17 protein-coding genes are annotated in these 18,644 nt (G+C 61.5%); 9 read left to right on the top strand and 8 right to left on the bottom strand.

Annotated elements, in window-relative coordinates; translation table 11 throughout:
* Positions 1–39 precede the first annotated feature (39 nt).
* Entirely contained in the window at positions 40–2,550 is a 2,511-nt protein-coding gene (locus QMK32_RS14620) for a DEAD/DEAH box helicase (protein WP_283475746.1), read from the top strand.
* A gap of 32 nt (positions 2,551–2,582) precedes the next feature.
* Here the strand turns inward: QMK32_RS14620 and QMK32_RS14615 are convergent, their stop codons facing one another.
* Positions 2,583–3,503 carry a hydrogen peroxide-inducible genes activator gene (locus QMK32_RS14615; RefSeq protein ID WP_283475745.1) on the bottom strand — a complete coding sequence of 307 codons (921 nt, stop codon included), beginning with the start codon at positions 3,501–3,503 and terminating at the stop codon, positions 2,583–2,585.
* 205 nt (positions 3,504–3,708) lie between these two features.
* On the opposite strand from QMK32_RS14615, the gene QMK32_RS14610 reads away from it, so the two are divergent.
* Together QMK32_RS14610 and ahpD are read left to right on the top strand one after the other, a co-directional pair.
* Complete coding sequence (locus QMK32_RS14610; protein ID WP_084348974.1) at positions 3,709–4,296, top strand: peroxiredoxin; 588 nt, start codon at positions 3,709–3,711, stop codon at positions 4,294–4,296.
* Position 4,297: 1 nt separating this feature from the next.
* Positions 4,298–4,837 (top strand): alkylhydroperoxidase, AhpD family, encoded by a 540-nt coding sequence (gene ahpD / locus QMK32_RS14605; RefSeq protein WP_283475744.1) that lies wholly within the window; start codon positions 4,298–4,300, stop codon positions 4,835–4,837.
* Between the two features lie 63 nt (positions 4,838–4,900).
* Here the strand turns inward: ahpD and QMK32_RS14600 are convergent, their stop codons facing one another.
* Entirely contained in the window at positions 4,901–5,560 is a 660-nt protein-coding gene (locus QMK32_RS14600) for a hypothetical protein (RefSeq protein ID WP_283475743.1), read from the bottom strand.
* Positions 5,561–5,657: 97 nt separating this feature from the next.
* Between QMK32_RS14600 and QMK32_RS14595 the strand changes: the two genes are divergently transcribed.
* From QMK32_RS14595 to QMK32_RS14585, 4 genes are all read left to right on the top strand, one after another.
* On the top strand, positions 5,658–6,047 hold the full coding sequence (locus QMK32_RS14595; RefSeq protein ID WP_283475742.1) for an ArsR/SmtB family transcription factor: 390 nt from the start codon (positions 5,658–5,660) through the stop codon (positions 6,045–6,047).
* Positions 6,044–7,138: an ACR3 family arsenite efflux transporter gene (gene arsB / locus QMK32_RS14590; RefSeq protein ID WP_283475741.1), complete on the top strand. Its 1,095-nt coding sequence runs from the start codon at positions 6,044–6,046 to the stop codon at positions 7,136–7,138. Before QMK32_RS14595 ends, arsB begins: the two co-directional genes overlap by 4 nt.
* A 28-nt stretch (positions 7,139–7,166) precedes the next feature.
* Positions 7,167–7,334 carry an allophanate hydrolase-related protein gene (locus QMK32_RS25380; protein WP_502943627.1) on the top strand — a complete coding sequence of 56 codons (168 nt, stop codon included), beginning with the start codon at positions 7,167–7,169 and terminating at the stop codon, positions 7,332–7,334.
* Positions 7,335–7,465: 131 nt separating this feature from the next.
* Complete coding sequence (locus QMK32_RS14585) at positions 7,466–7,690, top strand: hypothetical protein (protein WP_283475740.1); 225 nt, start codon at positions 7,466–7,468, stop codon at positions 7,688–7,690.
* On the opposite strand, the gene QMK32_RS14580 is transcribed toward QMK32_RS14585, so the two are convergent.
* Entirely contained in the window at positions 7,674–8,933 is a 1,260-nt protein-coding gene (locus QMK32_RS14580) for an aminotransferase family protein (RefSeq protein WP_283475739.1), read from the bottom strand. The two genes, QMK32_RS14585 and QMK32_RS14580, sit on opposite strands and share 17 nt — an antisense overlap.
* A 14-nt stretch (positions 8,934–8,947) precedes the next feature.
* Positions 8,948–9,610: a Pr6Pr family membrane protein gene (locus tag QMK32_RS14575; protein ID WP_283475738.1), complete on the bottom strand. Its 663-nt coding sequence runs from the start codon at positions 9,608–9,610 to the stop codon at positions 8,948–8,950.
* A gap of 93 nt (positions 9,611–9,703) precedes the next feature.
* Here QMK32_RS14575 and hrpA point away from each other — a divergent pair, with 93 nt between their 5' ends.
* Positions 9,704–13,609, top strand: a complete 3,906-nt coding sequence (hrpA, locus tag QMK32_RS14570; protein ID WP_283475737.1) for an ATP-dependent RNA helicase HrpA — start codon at positions 9,704–9,706, stop codon at positions 13,607–13,609.
* 46 nt (positions 13,610–13,655) lie between these two features.
* On the opposite strand, the gene nrdR is transcribed toward hrpA, so the two are convergent.
* Both nrdR and QMK32_RS14560 read right to left on the bottom strand, forming a co-directional pair.
* Entirely contained in the window at positions 13,656–14,123 is a 468-nt protein-coding gene (gene nrdR, locus QMK32_RS14565; protein ID WP_269303786.1) for a transcriptional regulator NrdR, read from the bottom strand.
* A gap of 175 nt (positions 14,124–14,298) precedes the next feature.
* Entirely contained in the window at positions 14,299–14,838 is a 540-nt protein-coding gene (locus tag QMK32_RS14560) for a hypothetical protein (RefSeq protein ID WP_283475736.1), read from the bottom strand.
* Between the two features lie 413 nt (positions 14,839–15,251).
* Between QMK32_RS14560 and lexA the strand changes: the two genes are divergently transcribed.
* Positions 15,252–15,950 (top strand): transcriptional repressor LexA, encoded by a 699-nt coding sequence (gene lexA / locus QMK32_RS14555; protein WP_283475875.1) that lies wholly within the window; start codon positions 15,252–15,254, stop codon positions 15,948–15,950.
* A gap of 83 nt (positions 15,951–16,033) precedes the next feature.
* Here lexA and QMK32_RS14550 read toward each other — a convergent pair whose 3' ends face one another.
* Positions 16,034–17,176, bottom strand: a complete 1,143-nt coding sequence (locus tag QMK32_RS14550; RefSeq protein WP_283475735.1) for an acyl-CoA dehydrogenase family protein — start codon at positions 17,174–17,176, stop codon at positions 16,034–16,036.
* 136 nt (positions 17,177–17,312) lie between these two features.
* Entirely contained in the window at positions 17,313–18,578 is a 1,266-nt protein-coding gene (locus QMK32_RS14545; protein ID WP_283475734.1) for a uracil-xanthine permease family protein, read from the bottom strand.
* Positions 18,579–18,644 lie beyond the last annotated feature (66 nt).

Raw genomic sequence — 18,644 nt, 5'->3', positions numbered from 1 at the left:
GCTGATGGCGACGCGGCCGGCGCACCATAGCCTGTTACGGTGCTCCTCTCCGAACTCGTACCTGCCCCCACAACCAGCGAGGCGCAGGATCCGGACACGTTGTTCGACATTTTCACCACGTGGACCAGCGAACGAGGGCTGAATCTGTACCCGGCCCAAGAAGATGCCTTGATCGAGTTGGTGTCGGGGTCCAACGTCATCCTCGCGACACCGACCGGCTCGGGAAAGTCGATGGTGGCTGTCGGTGCCCACTTCGCTGCGATGGCGGCCGGCAAGCGGACCTTCTACACCGCACCCATCAAAGCTCTGGTCAGCGAAAAGTTCTTCGCACTGTGCGATATTTTCGGTGCACAGAATGTCGGCATGATGACGGGCGATGCTGCGGTCAACGCGGGCGCTCCGATCATCTGCGCGACTGCGGAGATCGTAGCGAATCTAGCTCTCCGCGAGGGGGCCAACTCCAATATCGGCCAGGTGGTGATGGACGAGTTCCACTACTACTCCGAACCTGACCGAGGATGGGCCTGGCAGGTTCCCATCATCGAGTTGCCGAACGCGCAATTCCTCCTGATGTCGGCGACTCTGGGCGACGTGTCTTTCTTCCGAGACGATCTCACCCGCCGCACCGGGCGCCCCACCACCGTGGTGTCAGGCTCCGAGCGGCCTGTGCCGTTGATGTTCTCCTACGTGAGCACACCGATCGGCGAGACGATCGAGGAGTTGGTTTCGACGCATCTCGCGCCCGTGTACGTCGTGCACTTCACCCAGGCGTCTGCCCTCGAACGGGCGCAGGCGCTGACGAGCGTGAACGTGGCCTCCAAGTCCGAGAAGCAGCAGATCGCCGATGCGATCGGCCAATTCCGGTTCACGACGGGTTTCGGCAAGACACTCTCGCGACTCGTGCGGCACGGAATCGGCGTACACCATGCGGGCATGCTCCCGAAATATCGACGCCTCGTGGAGAAACTTGCCCAGGACGGTCTACTCAAGGTCATCTGCGGCACCGACACCCTCGGTGTGGGCATCAATGTTCCGATCCGAACTGTGTTGTTCACCGGACTGACCAAATACGACGGCATTCGCACCCGCAAACTACGCGCCCGAGAGTTTCACCAGATCGCCGGACGCGCCGGACGGGCCGGATACGACACGCTCGGAACCGTCGTCGTCGAGGCACCGGAACACGACATCGAGAATGCACGGCTCGTCGCGAAGGCTGGTGACGATCCGAAAAAGCTCAAGAGGGTCCAACGCAAAAAGGCGCCCGATGGCTTCGTCTCGTGGGGTGAGCCGACGTTCGACCGGATCATCACAGCGAGTCCGGAGGCGCTGGTCTCGAGGTTCTCGGTCAGCAATGCGATGTTGCTCAATGTCATTGCCCGACCGGGTAATTGCTTCACTGCAATGCGGCATCTGCTCGAGGACAACCATGAGACTCGACCAGCCCAGCGCAAGCATATTCTCCGAGCGCTCTCGCTCTATCGTGGTCTGGTCTCGGCGGGCATCGTCGAACAGCTCGCGGAACCGGATGCGGAAGGACGACACGCCCGGCTCACGGTCGACCTGCAGCCGAACTTCGCGCTGAACCAACCACTGTCACCGTTCGCACTCGCCTCGTTCGATCTGCTCGATGTCGAATCCGATACGCATGCAGTCGATGTGGTGTCGATCATCGAGTCGACACTCGACGATCCCCGCCAGATTCTGATGGCCCAGCAGCACGCGGCACGCGGAGAAGCAGTCGCACAGATGAAGTCGGATGGTATCGAGTACGAGGAGCGAATGGAACTGCTCGAGGAGGTGACGTGGCCGAAACCCCTCGTCGAGCTTCTCGTGCCTGCCTTCGAGATCTACCGCGGTGGGCATCCGTGGCTGACGGAAGTCGCGCTCTCCCCCAAGTCCGTAGTCCGCGACATGATCGAGCGGTCGATGACGTTCACGGAACTGATCAGTCACTACGGTCTCAGCCGTTCGGAAGGACTCGTTCTTCGGTACCTCGCCGACGCGTATCGCGCTCTACGCCAGACGGTGCCGCCAGAAGCCCGGACCGAGGAAGTACAGGACATCACCGAGTGGCTCGGGGAACTCGTTCGCCAGGTCGACTCGAGTCTGCTGGACGAATGGGAAAATCTCACCGACCCGGGTGAGGATGCCGAGACGAAGCCCGAACCCTATGGTGGTGACACGCCGAAGCCGATTTCCGCGAATGCGCGCGCGTTCCGTGTGCTGGTCCGCAACGCCATATTCAAACGAGTGGACTTCGCGGCGGCGGGTTGGTGGAACGCGCTCGACGCGTTGGACGACGGCCCTGACTGGGAAGCAGAACTCGAGCCGTTCTTCGAGGAGTACGGCGAAATCGGCACCGGCCCATCCGCGCGTGGGCCTGCCTTGTTCGAACTCACGGTTGGCAGTGACCGGACGACGGTCAGGCAGGTTCTGGAGGATCCCGACGGCGATCACGGGTGGTCGTTCGATGCGGTCGTCGATGTCGAGGAGTCCGATGCTCTCGGTGAGATCGTGTTCGACGAAATCACGATCACTGCCGGCTGAGTTCGCTACCTCGACGGTCGGCTACTGGGCAACTACTGGCTGACGGCCGATCCGATTCGCGAGACCAGTGCACTCAGTGCCCGATACTCTTCGGCGCGGCCGCTCGACGCACGGTGGACCAGGCCCATTCGCCGACCGGGTTTCGGGTCCGCGAACTCGGCCCGCCCCAGCGCACCCTTGCCCATCTCCACGGCAACAGCCGATCTCGGGACGAGTGTGACGCCGAGACCGCCTGCGACACACTGAACTACCGTGGCAAGCGAGGTTGCTCTCGTGTCTCCGGCTGCAGGAACCGCGTCGACCGACCGGCAAAGGTCCAGGGTTTGATCTCGCAGACAGTGGCCGTCGTCCAGCAACAATATCGGCAGGTCGACGAGTACGGACAGGGTCAGATCACGGCGTCCGTCGAGTTCATGACCTACGGGGACGACAAGCACGAAATCTTCTTCGTACAAGGGTATTTCGATGATGCCGGATTCTTCGGTCGGCAGCGCGACCACGGCCGCGTCGATCGCACCCGACCGTAGCGAGGCCAACAGTCGATCTGTCTGATCCTCCACGATGTGCGCGTTCACGTCCGGGAATTCGGCTCGCATCGCCGGGAGCAGGGCAGGCAGAACGTACGGCGCAACCGTGGGGATCAGTCCGAGTCGAAGTGGGCCCGCCAGTCGGCCTCCCATCCCGGATGCTTCGGATACGAATCCGGCGGCCGCATCGAGGGTTGCCCGTGCATGCTCGAGCAGATGTGTGCCGGCAGTGGTCATCAGAACTCGCCTGGTACTTCGTTCGACGAGCTGGACGCCCAGTCCCTGTTCCAGCGAGGCGAGGGCCTGCGAGAGTGTCGGCTGACTGATGTGCAGTCGCGCCGCGGCACTTCCGAAGTGACGTTGCTCGGCAACGGCGACGAAAGCACGCAGCTGTGAGAGCGTCGGTTGATAACTTCTATCAGTCATGCCTATCAGTCTAGTGCTACTAATCACCTTTACCTTTCGAGTATTTTTTGGCACACTCGTACATGTCGGAGATCGACCGTAGGAAGCACCGACAACACGCGGCGGTGCTCCACACACGACTCCGCCCATTCGCGACACCGTGCATGTACGAATCCGACGCGCACCACGAGCGCGACGCATGCGCACCACTACAGAGGAGGACCATATGGCCCTGTTGACAATTGGCGATCAGTTCCCCGCATACAACCTCACCGGCGTTATCGGCGGAGACCTGTCGAAGGTCAACGCCCAGCAGCCCGACGACTACTTCACCACCGTCACCAGCGATGACTATGCAGGCAAGTGGCGCATCGTCTTCTTCTGGCCGAAAGACTTCACCTTCGTGTGCCCGACCGAGATCGCCGCATTCGGAAAGCTGAACGAAGAGTTCGCCGACCGCGACGCCCAGGTACTCGGAGCGTCCGTCGACAACGAGTTCGTGCACTTCCAGTGGCGTGCACAGCACGAGGACCTGAAGACCCTTCCCTTCCCCATCCTTTCCGACCTCAAGCGTGAGCTCGCAACCGCTGCAGGTGTTCTCAACTCCGACGGCGTCGCAGACCGCGCGACGTTCATCGTCGATCCGAACAACGAGATTCAGTTCGTCTCCGTCACCGCAGGTTCCGTCGGCCGCAACGTCGACGAGGTTCTGCGTGTTCTCGACGCACTGCAGTCCGACGAGCTGTGCGCATGCAACTGGAAGAAGGGCGACCCCACCATCGACGCAGGCGAGCTGCTGACGGCGAGCGTCTGACATGAGCGTGGAGAATTTGAAGAAGGCCCTTCCCGAGTACGCCAAGGATCTCAAGCTCAACCTGAGTTCCATTGCGCGATCGACGGTTCTGAGTGAGCAGCAGCTATGGGGGACACTTCTCGCTACTGCTGCGGCCACGAAGTCTGCGACGACGCTGAAAGAGATCGCTGAGGAGGCTGCGGACACACTGTCCGCCGATGCCTACAACGCCGCTCTGGGTGCAGCATCCATCATGGGGATGAACAACGTCTTCTACCGCACCAAGGGCTACCTCGACGGCAAGTACGACGACCTCCGCGCAGGTCTGCGGATGAACATCATCGGCAATCCTGGCGTCGACAAGACCGATTTCGAACTGTTTTCGCTGGCAGTCTCGGCAGTCAACGGATGCAACCACTGCGTCGAGGCACACGAGAAGACCCTTCGCGACGAGGGCGTCGACCGTGAGGTCATCTTCGAGTCGATCCGCGCAGCTTCGATCGTCGCAGGCGTCGGCCAGGCCATCGAGGCCAGCCGCACGCTCGACGGTGCAACCGTCTGATAGACGAAATACACAGCGAAAGAGGCCCGCACACTCGTGTGCGGGCCTCTTTTTTCCTTCAGTTCACTCGGTGATGGTCGGCCGGATCTCGGGTACATCGACAGCGATCTCGTCGCCGAGGTGGACGCCCTCAGCGAGGGGTAACCGGTCACCGCTCCAGAATTTTCCGGGATCGAACCAATTCGCCTTCTTGTTGCCGTTCAGCAGACCCATCGACTCGTACGTCATTGCGACTACTTCTGCGCAATACGCTGTTTCCAGAGCGGCGGCATGGTGCTCACTCTTACGGAAGCTCGGCACGCGCCCCTTGAACCATCGACCCGCAAGTTTCGCAGTAGTCGGGAACGCCGTTCCGTCCATTCGAGCTATGGTGCGCAGCAATGCATCTTCCTGCTCTCGAGTGACGGCATTGTCGAGTTGTCTGAGCCAGCAACGCTGCCCGTACTTGTTCGACCACTGCATCACTGCCGCATGGAGATCATGCAGCTGCACGCCGCGCTGAAAGTTCCCGGTCCACATGTCCTGCAGCGATTTACCCAACTCGGCGTGCCACATGAGCGGAGGAAGGTCGTCGACCACGACTGCCATGCCGACGTGGTTGACCGGACTGTTGGTCAACGTCTGTATCGCACGATCAGTGGCAGAATGACCGCGGAAGATCCAGATGTCTCCGGTCCGAGTCGCATCAACCGCTGTGTTCAAATCGATCCGCGACGCAGTCATGTCGCTCAGCCTAGATCGTCTCGAAACCGCGAACTCCCCCACCAGGTATTCAGTGGAGTCGTTTGACGTTTGATTCGAAATTAATCAATATAGACATGTGTCGAATCAACCCCTCCTCGTCGACGACCTCAGCAGCGGCGTGTGCTGCTCGCCGCTGATTGCCGAGCCATTGTCCGCCGACTGGGCAGGGGATCTCGCGCGAATGTTCAAAGCGCTCGGCGATCCGGCCCGGCTTCGACTTCTGAGCCTGGTCGCAAGTCACGCCGGTGGTGAAGCGTGCGTGTGCGACATCTCTGATTCGTTCGACATATCTCAGCCGACGATCTCCCATCATCTCAAAGTGTTGCGTGAAGCTGGTTTGCTCGACTGCGAACGCCGTGGAACCTGGGTCTACTACTGGGTTATACCTGCTGCGCTGCAACAATTGTCGTCGGTCTTGGCCGCCGCCGACCCGACCACCGACGATGTTGCGCTGGTGACCGTATGAGTAGCCAGGCGAACACCTCCGATCACCCGGCCGTCGTCGGCAAGCTCTCCACTCTCGACCGGTTCCTGCCGGTATGGATCGGCGTCGCGATGGTCATCGGCTTGGCGTTGGGTCGGTTGATTCCGGGCCTGAACAACGCCCTGTCGACCATCTCGATCGACGGCGTCTCACTACCTATCGCTGTCGGTCTGCTGATCATGATGTATCCGGTCCTGGCGAAGGTCCGGTACGACCGACTGGAAACCGTCACCGGTGACAAGCGCCTGCTGGCCGGATCGTTGGTACTCAACTGGGTCCTCGGCCCGGCACTGATGTTTGCTCTCGCTTGGCTCTTCCTCCCCGACCTGCCCGAGTACCGCACCGGCCTGATCATCGTCGGTCTCGCCCGCTGCATCGCGATGGTCATCATTTGGAACGACCTCGCATGCGGCGACCGCGAAGCCGCCGCCGTCCTGGTTGCCATCAACTCGGTCTTCCAGGTATTCATGTTCGCCGTCCTCGGATGGTTCTATCTTTCCGTCCTACCGGGCTGGCTCGGCCTGGAGCAGACCACCATCGAGGCTTCCCCCTGGCAGATAGCGAAGTCGGTACTGATCTTCCTCGGCATACCGCTGATAGCGGGGTTTGCTTCTCGCTACTTGGGCGAACGCACCAAGGGCAGGGAATGGTACGAGTCGAACTTCATCCCGAAGATCGGGCCGTGGGCTCTCTACGGCCTGCTGTTCACCATCGTCATTCTCTTTGCGCTGCAGGGTGATCGGATCACTTCCCAACCGATGGACGTCGTTCGTATCGCCCTTCCACTGTTGGTCTACTTCGCGGTGATGTGGGGCGGCGGTTACGCCCTCGGGGCCGCGATGGGCCTGGGCTACGCACGCACCACCACGCTCGCCTTCACCGCGGCAGGCAACAACTTCGAACTCGCCATCGCCGTCGCGATCGCCACCTACGGCGCAACATCCGGGCAGGCATTGGCCGGGGTCGTCGGCCCGCTCATCGAAGTCCCAGTCCTCGTCGGGCTCGTCTACGTCTCACTCTCACTACGTAAACGCTTCATTTCGGCCTCGCCGACCGCGACCAAGGAGTTGTGATGTCCAGCATCCCCAGCGTGTTGTTCGCCTGCGGGGTCTGACGTCGATCGAGCTGTCAGACGGGCGCGATGTCACTGGCTTCTGCTACGCACACGAAGCGGGCGAAGCAGGCATAGACACCGCCGAGTTCGGTGGTTGGCGGGCGTACGTGGCTTCGGTAAACAGTGACTCTGCGGACCGCGCACCCTTTTTGTAAACCGAACGGCCACGCTCGGAGGCGAATCAAGCGTGCAGCTTTGGAAAAAGGGTGCGCGCTCTAAACGTCGAAGACCTCGTCGCCGAACTCCGCGATCGCTCCACCGTCCGCGATCACAGTACGGTGAAGTGATGAAGCTGTGGAAGATCCTCGGGATGGCAGGCGTCGTCGGTGTTGCCGCGACAGGCGCCCTCGTCGTGAAGTCGGAACGCAAGCGGCAGGCGTATGCCCCCGATGAGGTCCGCGATCAATTGCACAAGCGGTTTGCCGAGGCAGCTGAAACCCCGGTGCTCAACGCTGCACCCAAGCGAACCGGGGTGCAGCGCCTGAAGGACCGGTTCAGCCGAGCGCGCTGAGGATTCGACCGGCGAGCTCTTCTACCTCGTTGTCGGTCATCACGAACGACGGCGAGATCTGCATCGCACCCTGCCCTGCAGCGCGCCCGGAGACCCCGTGTTTGCGGAGCGTCGCGACGAAGGGGAGCGCTTCGGCCGGATCGACCAACTGCACTGCTGCTACTGCACCGAGTCCGCTGCGAACCTCCTGCACGCGAGGGTGTTCGGCGAGTGGCGCCAGATAGGTATGCAGCGACGTCTCGAGGCGAGCGGACTCCTGCAGCAGGTTTTCGCGCTCCATGATGTCCAGTGTTGCCATCGCTGCTGCCGCGGCACCGGCGTGCCCACCGTAGGTATATCCGTGGCGCCACCAGACGCCACCTGAGAAGAACGGCTCGGCGATGTGTGGAGCGACGAATACCGCCCCCATCGGGACGTAGCCCGAGGTGAGTCCCTTTGCCGTGGTCATCAGGTCGGGCTGCAGGTCGAAACGAGTCGAGGCGAACCAGGAACCGCCGATCCGCCCGAAGCCGGTCACTACCTCGTCCGCGACGAACAGTACGTCGTTGTCACGACAGATTTGCCGCACCTCCTGCAAGTACCCCTTCGGTGGCAGGTAGACCCCACCAGCACCGATGATGGGTTCGCAGAAGAACGCTGCGATCTTGTCGGCACCGACTTCCTCGATGAGGGCCAGCAAGCTCTTCGCATCGTCCCAAGCGACTGTGCGCGCATCCGGCATCAGCTCGCCGTAGTTCTCCCGATTCACGGCTATACCAGCCAGTGCAGTACCGGCGACATGCATTCCGTGGTAAGCCTTTTCACGTCCGACGATAAGCGTCTTCCCAGGCTTGCCCACCTCGTGCCAGTAACGCCTGGCCAATTTCGCCGCTGTGTCGATCGAGTCGGAACCACCCGAGGTGAAGAACACCTTGCTACCCGCGACGGGCGCGATCTTCCCGAGCCGCTCCGCAAGTGCCAGCGTCGTCTCCGGGACGAAATCACCGAAGTTGGAGTAGTGCGCCAGCGATCCGAGCTGGGCGGCGACGGCGTCGGCGATCTCGGTCCGGCCGTGACCGACGTTCGTGAACCACAGCCCGGCAGTTGCATCGAGATACTTGTTGCCGTCTCGGTCCCAGATGTGAGCTCCCTCGCCACGTGAGACGACGAAGGGGCCTGTTCTGGTCACTGCACCCATATCGGCGAAACCGTGCCATAGGGCGGAGGAGGTGGACTCAGGGGAAGTATCAGCCACAGAAGACATGGCTCCGAGCTTAGTCAACGAGCTGCGTCCGATTGAGCCCCGTACCGCCATCGGCTGCCGAGCCGGCCGACTGCGTTCACCGCAAGTGCCATCAAGACGAATGCGACGGTGAGTACGAGCAGACCGATCACCAACGCAACGTATCCCTGGCTGCGCGGATCGAGGAACGGATACGGATACCAGTCGACGATCGGACCGCGGATCAGACTGTAGATCCCGTATACGAAAGGAAAGACAAGCCAGATCAGCGACTGTGTCTCGGTAATCTTCCGACGCGGCGGCACCACGATCCAGTCGATCAGAATCACCACCGGCATGATTCGATGAACCACATTGTTGGTCCACGGATCAGCGACGCCGACGTCGATCCCGGCGAGAAGAACGGCGTAGATGATCCCGGTGATCACCATGTACACCGTCACACCCCCGCGGAACAACTGCCAGCGCTCCCCCTGCAGGTCCGCCACCCCGCCCACGGTAAGCACGAGGACAGTCAGAACATTGCTGAGCACGGTGAAGTAGCTGAAGTAGTTGGAGAGCGAGAACGAGCTACTGTCCAGGCCCTGTGCGACGATCCACGAGAGCGCGGCGAACGTGAGCGCAGCAAACAGAAGTCGCAATGCCCTCACGGGCACGGGTGTACCGAGTACAGCGGGCGCTTGCCGCGAGGTCGTCATAGTCGATCTTGGCACGGCCAAGAAGTGATTTCCCCACGTTTGCGTCGGGCAGTCCTGCTCTCGCGCCACCGGGCAGATACCCTGGTGGGCAGCATGTCCACATCAACATCCCCGTCTTCGAGTCTCAGACGCACCCTGACCACCCGACTTTCGTCGGTCTCCGTGCGCGACGCCCACCGCCTCCGCCGCAAGCTCGAACGTGCCCGCACCGACGATGCCCTGGCAGCGATCGAACCCGAGATCGCTCGCGCCGAGACTCTGACCGCCAACCGGCGGGCCGCGCTCCCGACGATCGAGTACCCCGAGGCGCTTCCGGTCAGCCGCCGCAAGGACGACATCGCCGCCGCCATCGAGCAACATCAGGTCGTGATCGTCGCCGGCGAAACCGGATCGGGAAAAACGACACAGATTCCCAAGATCTGTCTCGAACTGGGCCGTGGGATTCGAGGATCCATCGGCCACACCCAACCCCGTCGACTCGCTGCCAGAACAGTTGCCGAGCGCATCGCCGAGGAGGTAGGCGAGACTCTCGGACAATCAATCGGTTACAAGGTCAGATTCACCGACCAATCCTCGGACTCGACACTGGTCAAGCTGATGACCGATGGAATTCTCTTGGCCGAGATTCAACGGGACCGGATGCTTCGGCAGTACGACACACTCATCATCGACGAGGCTCACGAACGAAGCCTGAATATCGACTTCATCCTCGGCTATCTGGCTCAGCTACTCCCCCGCCGGCCCGATTTGAAGGTGATCATCACCTCCGCAACGATCGATCCGGAACGATTCGCCCAGCACTTCGCCCGGGACGGTGTACCGGCCCCAATCATCGAAGTGTCCGGCCGCACGTTCCCCGTGGAGATGCGCTATCGGCCCCTGACGGTCGACGCAGGCGAGACCATAGTCGACCGAGATCCCGTCGACGCGGCATGCGATGCCGTAGACGAACTCATGGCCGAAGGTGAAGGCGACATTCTCGTCTTCCTCTCCGGGGAACGCGAAATCCGCGATACGGCCGATGCGTTGCGCGATAGGCAACTACCCAACACCGAGGTCGTACCCCTTTACGCGCGCTTGTCCGCCGATGAGCAGCACCGAGTATTCTCCTCGCACACCGGCCGCCGCGTCGTTCTCTCGACCAACGTCGCCGAGACGTCACTGACGGTTCCCGGGATCAGATACGTCGTCGACCCCGGTACCGCGCGAATCTCGCGCTACTCGTTGCGCACCAAGGTCCAGCGACTCCCTATCGAGCCGATTTCGCAGGCATCGGCCCGTCAGCGGGCAGGTAGGTGTGGCCGTGTGGCCGACGGAATCTGCATCCGTCTGTACTCCGAAGACGACTTCGATGCACGGCCACCGTTCACCGAACCGGAGATCCTCCGCACCAACCTCGCTTCGGTAATCCTGCAAATGACCTCCCTTGGCCTGGGCAAGATCGATGCATTCCCCTTTGTCGAGCCGCCCGATCCGCGTAGCATTCGCGACGGAATCGGTTTGCTCGAAGAGTTGGGGGCGTTGAAGCCGTCCTCGAACACCGGCGAGTCCGAGCTCACACCGATCGGGCGCGAACTGGCTCAGCTTCCAGTCGATCCGCGCATGGCCCGCATGCTCGTGGAAGCGAACAAGACGGGCGCGCTCGCCGACGCTCTCGTCGTTGTTTCTGCGATGTCCATCCAGGACGTTCGCGAACGTCCAGCCGAACACCAGCAAGCAGCCGATGAGCAGCACGCGAGATTCACGGCTCCGAACTCGGACTTCCTGTCGTACACAGCACTATGGGAATACCTTCGCGACCAACGAAACGACCTGTCCTCGAATCAGTTTCGAAGAATGTGTCGAAACGAATTCCTGCACTATCTCCGTGTGCGCGAATGGCAGGATCTGCACGGTCAACTACGTCAGATCACCAGAGGTCTCGGCTGGACTGTGCCCGACGCGCCGAGCTCGCACGATTCGTTGCATCAGGCGCTCCTGGCCGGCCTCCTTTCGCACATCGGAGTCAAAGAAGGTGACAAACGCGAATTCCTCGGTGCCCGCGGAACCCACTTTGCGATATTCCCCGGGTCCGGGCTGTTCAAAAAGCCTCCACGCTGGGTGATGGCGGCGGAACTGGTCGAGACCGGACGTCTATGGGGCCGGATGGCGGCCCGAATCGAACCCGAATGGGCCGAACGACTCGCCCCACATCTAGTGAAACGAACGTACTCCGAGCCACATTGGTCCACGAAACGCCAATCTGCCATGGCGTACGAACGCGTTACCCTGTACGGACTTCCCCTCGTGACCGGCCGACCGGTCGGGTACCACAGCATCGATGCAGAAGCGTCACGCGAGCTGTTCATCAGACATGCACTGGTACAAGGCGAATGGACGACGCAGCATCCGTTCTTTCACAAGAACCGCGCACTGCTCGACGACGTCGGCGAACTCGAGAATCGGGCCCGCCGTCGCGACATCGTTGTCGACGACGATGCACTCTTCGAGTTCTACGACGCCAGAATCGGGGCGGAAGCCGTTTCCGCTCGCCACTTCGACACGTGGTGGAAGAAGACGCGACGCACGACGCCGGATCTACTCGACTTCACGGCATCGACCGTCGTCAATCCGGATGCTGCATCCGTACTCGGTGGGGAGTATCCCGATGCGTGGCGCCAGGGCGAGGTCCAGTTTCCGCTGACCTATCAGTTCGAGCCCGGTTCCGCCGCCGACGGAGTCAGCGCCCGCATCCCGATCGCCCTGCTCGCGCAGGTTCAACCGGTCGGATTCGACTGGCTGGTCCCGGGCATGCGAGCAGAACTTGTCAGCACACTGATCAAACTGCTGCCCAAGACTTTACGACGCAACGTGGTGCCCGCTCCCGATTTTGCCGTCGCCGCACTGAGGGCGATGAAGCCGAGATCGGAACCCGTTCTCACCGCGCTGGCTCGTGAACTCTCACGGTTGGGTTCATGCCGGATCGATCCGGCAGACTTTCAGGTTTCAGAGCTCCCCGACCATCTCCGGATGACCTTCGTCGCGGTAGATACCAACGGAGAGGTACTCGGATCGAACAAGGACCTGACCGCCCTCCGACAGACCCTGTCTCCGCGAGTGAACCGCGAAGTCGCCAGTGCGGTCGGCCAAGCCGAGCGGGCGGCCACACTGGCGTGGACGTCGTCCACTCTGGGGACTCTCGAGCAGACAGTCTCACGTTCCGTCGGCGGCCAACGAGTCACCGGATATCCCGCACTCGTTCCGGAAAACGGCGGCGTCGCGGTCCGCGTACTGAGCACGCCGGCCCAGCAACGAACCGCAATGCGTAACGGAACCAGAACTCTGTTGAGCGATCGCGCGCCGCGCGGCACCAAGGCACTCATCGCTGGAATTCCGACCAAGGAAAGAATCGCACTCGGACAGAATCCGTACGGCAACATCGAAGCACTGCTCGAGGACTGCCGCACGACAGCAATCGACGAGTCGATGAGTGCTCACGGCGGTCCCGTACGCTCGCCGGAAGAATTCGAAGCACTGGTCAAGTCGGTGAATGCCGAGGTAACCGAACGCACGTCTCGGGTACTCGCACTGATTCGACCGATTCTGACTGCAGCCATGGAGCTTCGAGCTGCACTCGAGCGAGCCAACGGCGACGCCGCCGATGACGTCCGCGAACAACTAGCCGGTCTGGTATTCGATGGCTTCGTATTCGAATTCGGCTCTGCCAGGCTCACGGAAATCCCCCGGTACCTCACCGCCGCCACTCGGCGACTCGGCTCACTACCCAGCAGCGCGAACCGGGACGAAACTGGTCTGAACGTACTCGATCGAGTCTACGAGGCATACGACCGACTGCTGAAGTCGCTTCCGGAAGCCAGACACCAGAGCAAACCAGTGCAGGAGATCTTCTGGATGATCGAGGAGTTGCGAATCCAACTTTTCGCACAAGGAATTCGTACGGCGTACCCGATATCGGAAAAAAGGATCACAAAAGCAATCCAGGCCATCAGCCAACAGTGACGGCCTCGCGTCGACCACATTCACGCCCGTCCAGCGCACGCGGTCGTCAGTCGACAGTGGCAGCTGACTGTCGTTGCTCGCGAAGGTCCTGAATTTCTTTCTCGAAGTCCTCGGCCGAGCTGAAAGACTTGTATACCGACGCGAACCGAAGGTACGCAACCTCGTCGAGATCGCGAAGCGGACCGAGAATGGCCAGTCCGACCTCGTTGCTCGGGATCTCGGCCGATCCGGATGCCCGAACTGCATCCTCGACCTGCTGAGCCAACAGATTCAGGGCGTCGTTGTCGACATCTCGGCCCTGGCAGGCGCGACGGACACCTCGCACCACTTTCTCGCGACTGAAGGGCTCGGTGACTCCGCTGCGCTTCACTACAGCCAGGACAGCGGTTTCCACTGTGGTGAAGCGGCGTCCGCACTCCGGGCATGATCGACGACGACGGATCGCCTGACCTTCGTCGGCCTCGCGAGAGTCCACCACGCGGGAGTCAGGGTGCTTGCAGAACGGGCAATGCATGTAAGAGCCTCCGTCGTAGCCGTCACACCATCTCGTAGGTAGCGCAAGAGGTGCAGGAACCGAGGATACTCGGACTGCTACCGGACCCAGTGCCGCGTACCTGGCTCGATCCCCGAGGAGTGCTTCGGGCACCGACCTTCGAGGTGGTGGGTCTGTGGAAGGAGGCACTGCTGCATCACTGGCCTGAGTCGGTGGCCGTGGTGAGGTCCTGCACGGTAGTACCGAAGAAACCACCTTGCTCCACGACCGCAACATCCCCCGCTGAGCCGCTGTCGAGATGTCCGGCGCGTAGATTGGCCAGCCCAACCAAGCCCAGAAGAACAATGACAGTGAGCAGCACCCCCGCGATCGTCGCGGTCCATGAAATCGTCTGACCTGACGTCTCGTCGTCGAAGCGTCGATCGGCGGAGCTCTGATCGACGAACCGGTTCCCGCCACTCTGTGGCGCGGCGGTGTGAAGATAGTGCCGACGCTCGAGTGACGCGCATGACGTGCGCGGCCGAGAAGTACGGACAGACGACGCCGAGCGTGCTGTGCGATCGAGGGTGTCGCGACCGTCTGCACTGCGACCGTCTGCACTACGACCGTCTGCGCTACGACCTGCTGCTGCGAGACTGGTGAGAGCTCTTGGGCGCTCTGTCGTGATGCTCATCGGAACCTCCACTGCGGTGTACAGATCGACCGTGACGATGCCCGCGGGTGCCGCGATATTCATCTTTGTTCGATCAGGCGTTCGATGAACGCTTGTTCGAAGTTCTATCACGCAACTCGGACAATGTCAGCAGAAGTTACGACACGGATCGAACAGATGTTTGATCGAACAGGGATTTCGGGCTAGATTCGTGTCAGAAACCACACGTCACATCCACACCACGCGTTCGGGCCACTCGAGCACTCGAGAAGGCCCGGCAGGGGAAGGCGATGCAGGAGGATGAACGAATGAAAGAAGAGACCTCGTCAGGGTCACCGAAGTCCACAGGCAAGGCAGGCGGGAAGGCACCCGGGAAGACGAAGGCTACGGCACCGAGCGCGAAGTCACGCGGAAGTGCGACCGGCGGAAAGACCGACGCGCCGGTCGCCAAGATTGCCGGAACTGCCAAGGCAACCGCAACTGCCAAGGCAACCTCGGTGCCGACGGCGAAGGCGTTCGAAGGTGAGGGCACCGACATCAATGCGGGTCTGACCGAACGTCAGCGCAAGGTTCTCGAGGTCATCAGGGCATCGGTGACCGAGCGTGGCTACCCGCCGAGTATCCGGGAGATCGGGGATGCGGTCGGGTTGACCTCTACGTCGTCGGTCGCTCATCAACTTCGAACGCTGGAGCGCAAAGGCTTCCTCCGACGTGATCCGAACCGCCCACGCGCAGTCGATGTACGCGGCCTCGACGAGGTACAGGCAGACCACGCTGCAGCCGTAGCCGACGGCTCGGCGCCTGCGGAAGATCATCTGCCGACCCCGACGTTCGTTCCGGTATTGGGACGAATCGCTGCCGGCGGTCCGATTCTTGCCGAGCAGGCAGTCGAAGACGTTTTCCCACTCCCCCGCGAACTGGTCGGCCAGGGTTCCCTGTTTCTGCTGAGAGTAGTCGGCGAGTCCATGATCGAAGCAGCAATCTGCGATGGCGACTGGGTGGTGGTTCGACAGCAGAGCGTCGCCGACAACGGCGACATCGTTGCGGCCATGATCGATGGCGAAGCCACGGTGAAGACGTTCAAGCGCACCAAGGGTGAGGTATGGCTGTTGCCGCACAACCCTTTGTTCGAGCCGATCCCGGGCAATGACGCAGCCATCCTCGGCAAGGTCGTCACGGTCATGCGCAAGCTCTGATCAGCGAGTTCGTACAGATGAAGGGCCGCAACCTCTCGTTTCAAGGTTGCGGCCCTTCATCTGTATCGGTTGGAAGGTGAGTGTTACAGATTCAGTCCTCGCCCGATGATTTCCTTCATGATCTCGGTCGTTCCGCCGTAGATCGTCTGCACCCGAGAGTCCATGTATGCCTTGGCGATCGGGTATTCCTTCATGTATCCGTATCCGCCGTGCAGTTGCAGGCAACGGTCGATGAGACGCACCTGATTCTCGGTGGTCCACCACTTGGCCATAGCGGCTTCCTGGACCGTCAGCTTGCCGTCGTTGAGCAGTTCGATGAATTTGTCGACCATGATCCGTGAGGCCGTCATCTCGGTTGCCAACTCCGCCAGCACGAATCGTGTGTTCTGGAATTTGCCGATGGACTTACCGAAGGCCTTGCGATCACGGCAGTACTGAATTGTCATTTCGAGCGCCGACTCCATGGCGGCTGCTGCGACGACCGCAATGGACAGTCGTTCCTGAGGCAGGTTCTGCATCAGGTAGATGAAGCCCATCCCCTCCTCACCGAGAAGGTTCGCGGCCGGCACGCGAACGTCGGTGAAGCTGAGCTCAGCCGTGTCCTGCGCCTTCATCCCGATCTTGTCGAGATTGCGTCCACGTTCGAAACCAGGCATGTCGCGCTCGACAACGAGCAAGCTGAATCCCTGCGCACCCTTGTCGGGGTCGGTGCAGGCTACGACGATGACGAGGTCGGCATTGATTCCGTTGGTGATGAACGTCTTCGACCCGTTGAGGACCCATTCGTCTCCATCACGAACGGCCTTGGTCTTGATTCCCTGCAGGTCGCTACCGGTACCGGGCTCGGTCATCGCGATCGCGGTGATCAACTCACCGGAACTGAATCCGGGGAGCCAACGCTGCTTCTGTTCTTCGTTCGTCAAATTGATGAGGTATGGCGCCACGACGTCGTTGTGCAGCGTGAATCCGATTCCGCTGTAGCCGCCGCGGGTAGTTTCCTCGGTGACGATGGCGTTGTAGCGGAAGTCCTTGACACCGCCACCGCCGTACTCCTCCGGCACGTCGGTGCCGAGGAATCCCTGCTTTCCAGCTTCTACCCACACCCAACGATCGACGAGATTCTGCTCTTCCCACTTGGCGTGGTTCGGCGCAACGTGTTGGTCGAGGAACTTGCGGTACGACTCGCGAAACATGTCGTGCTCGGAATCGAATATCGTGCGTTCCACTTCGGTCTCCTTCGAATTGCCAACCGACGGCACAATGGGTCACCGCCGGTGAACTGACGTCATTCGAGCCTACGGCCGAATTGATAACACGGTCGATGACCGAGCCGCGCGGAATCGGTGACCGAAGCCAGTGCTGCTATCGGCGCTGTGTGCGAGAAAGGGCGCGCAGCACGGGATAGCCGACCAAGATTCCGACCGATCCCCAGGCGATACCGCCGAGCTCCACCGACCCGACCGTCAGCGTCAGATCGCCGATGCCGGCAACGATGGCCGCAGCAACGACAACGAGGTTGACGGGATCGGTGAAATCGACCTTGCTATCTGACCAGATCCGCACACCCAGCAGGCCGATCAGTCCGTACAGAACCAGTGTCGCGCCACCGATGACTCCGTCCGGGACCGTGAACACCAACGCGCCGAACTTCGGCGAGAACGCGAGCACGACGGCCGTCACCGCGGCCACCCAGTAGGCCGCGGTCGAATACACGCGGGTCGCCGCCATCACGCCGATGTTCTCGGCGTAGGTCGTCGTGCCCGAGCCACCCGCAGCACCTGCCAGCGTCGTCGCCAATCCGTCTGCGATGAGTGCGTCTCCGGCGAGGTCGTCGAGTTTTTTACCCGTCATTGCCGACACTGCTTTGACGTGGCCGACGTTCTCGGCCACGAGAACGATAACAACGGGTAGTGCGATGAGTACGACGGACAATTCGAACGTCGGTCCGCGGAATTCGGGAATACCGATCCATTCTGCAGCCCTCATCGCGTCGAGTTTGACGTCCGAGATCTGCCCTGACAGTGCAGCGAAAACCCACCCGACGATGACACCGACGAGGATTCCGAGGCGGCCGAGCAGTCCCGGGCCGGCAACGGTCACCAGCAGAATCGCCGCGAGAGTCACGGCGGCCACGAGCGGCTGCGCCTCGAACGACGACGTCGCTGCGGGAGCGAGGTTGAGTCCGATGAGAACCACAACTGCACCTGTGACGACTGGAGGCATCACCGCTTCGATGAGTCGTCCGCCCGCGAACTTGACGATGACGCCGACGAGGGTCAGCACGACGCCCACGGACAAGACGGCGCCGAGCTGCGCGGCAGGGCCGCTGGCCTGTGCCGCGCTGAGCGGTGCGATGAAGGCGAACGAGGACCCGAGATAACTGGGAATCCGCCCCCGCGTGATCACAAGGAAAAGGGCGGTACCGATGCCCGAGAACAACAGTGTCGTGGTGACGGGAAATCCGGTCACTGTGGGGACGAGCAACGTGGCGCCGAACATGGCGATGACGTGCTGCATACCGATACCCACGGTTCGCGGCCAGGACAGACGCTGGTCCGGTGCTACTACCGCCCCTGGCTCGACGTTCTTGCCGTTGCCGTGCAGGGTCCATCCGAATTGTCGTCTCACGGCTTCGAATCCTAGAGCCCGTCGCTTCGTCACTCGTTCAGGATCGACGCTGCCGCCTCACGTGCC

This window comes from Rhodococcus sp. H29-C3, assembly GCF_030063405.1.
Classification (GTDB): domain Bacteria; phylum Actinomycetota; class Actinomycetes; order Mycobacteriales; family Mycobacteriaceae; genus Rhodococcoides.
Note: the sequence above shows the minus strand (reverse complement) of the source record. Positions and strands in the feature narration are given on the sequence as shown.